We start from the raw sequence: 882 nt of genomic DNA, 5'->3' as shown, positions 1-882 counted from the left end.
ACAGTACAGATAACCATCGGGATGAGCCCGCGCGAAGTCGGCCCAGGCCTGGATGCGCTCGGCCTTGACTGCGCCGGACACCATTTGATGGCCCAGCTCGATTGCCGCCTGCTGGCCATGCTGCTTGTAGCAGGTGCCGATCTTCTGCCGTTCCAGATCATTCATCAGCGGCAGATTGACCACGCCGGGGAACGCGCCTTTGTGAAACTCGACCGGCGCGCGGGCATCCATCATCGGCCGGTCGTTGAGGAAAATGTCGCGGTAGTCGGTGCAGTCGCGGAGCATCAAATCACCTCGACCGCGTTCGTCTGTCGCTCAACCAGTTCGCCGATCGGCGCAAGGTTCAGGCCGAGTTCGGCGGCAACGCCGAGGAACTCGTCATTGCCTTCAGGCGTGACCGCAATCAGCAGACCACCGCTGGTCTGCGGATCGCACAGCACGCGTTTGTGCAACTCCTGCACGCGGCCAACCTTGCTCGAATAGCTGTCGAAGTTGCGCAGCGTACCGCCCGGCACGCAGCCCTGATCGAGGTAGTACTCGACGCTGTCCAGACGCGGCACGCGGTCATAGGCGATGCGCGCGGTCAACTGGCTGCCATCGGCCATTTCCACCAAGTGCCCGAGCAGGCCGAAACCGGTGACGTCGGTCATCGCGGTGACGCCGGCGAGTTTGCCGAAGCGGCTGCCGGGCTTGTTCAAGGTGCACATCCAGTCGCGGGCGACACCGACGTCGGCGGCGCGCAACTTGCCCTTCTTTTCGGCGGTGGTGAGGATGCCGATGCCCAACGGTTTGGTCAGGTACAACAGGCAACCGGCGGTGGCGGTGTCGTTGCGTTTCATGTGGCGCTTTTCCACAAGCCCGGTAACGGCGAGGCCGAAGATC

1 protein-coding gene and 1 pseudogene are annotated in these 882 nt (G+C 63.3%); both read right to left on the bottom strand.

Annotated elements, in window-relative coordinates:
* Positions 1-285: pseudogene (locus OQK_RS01055) on the bottom strand (tRNA 2-selenouridine(34) synthase MnmH); the annotation flags it as partial.
* Positions 285-882 (bottom strand): selenide, water dikinase SelD (gene selD / locus OQK_RS01050; RefSeq protein ID WP_038860234.1); only part of this gene is annotated, 598 nt, incomplete at its 5' end. The pseudogene OQK_RS01055 and the gene selD, both read right to left, overlap by 1 nt.

The sequence above is a fragment of the Pseudomonas sp. R62 genome (assembly GCF_000257605.1).
Classification (GTDB): Bacteria; Pseudomonadota; Gammaproteobacteria; order Pseudomonadales; family Pseudomonadaceae; genus Aquipseudomonas; species Aquipseudomonas atacamensis.
This window is presented reverse-complemented; position numbering and strand designations above follow the sequence as displayed.